This window comes from Shewanella sp. 10N.286.45.A1 (assembly GCF_041470405.1).
Classification (GTDB): Bacteria; Pseudomonadota; Gammaproteobacteria; order Enterobacterales; family Shewanellaceae; genus Shewanella.
This window is the reverse complement of the sequence record NZ_JBFRMK010000262.1, coordinates 1-207: the sequence shown is the minus strand read 5'-3', so window position 1 is coordinate 207 and position 207 is coordinate 1. Positions and strand designations below refer to the sequence as shown.

Annotated in this window: 1 protein-coding gene; it reads left to right on the top strand. The window is 44.0% G+C overall.

Going from position 1 to position 207, the window contains the following annotated elements; translation table 11 throughout:
- On the top strand, window positions 1–207 hold a 207-nt coding region (locus AB4238_RS17840; protein ID WP_372034663.1), incomplete at both ends, for a transposase.

Sequence of the window (207 nt, the reverse complement as noted above, 5' to 3'; positions counted from 1 at the left end):
AAAGTCATTGAACATGTTCGTTTAAAATACAGCTGCCGAACCTGTGACAAACAAAGTACTGAGGTTAAAGTTCATATCGCCTCAGTGCCAGCAAGTCCTATCCCTAAGGGAATTGCGACAGCCTCTCTGCTCAGTCAAATCATCACCAGTAAATACCAATATGGTCTGCCCCTGTATCGCCAAGAGAGCATGTTCAAACAGTATGGT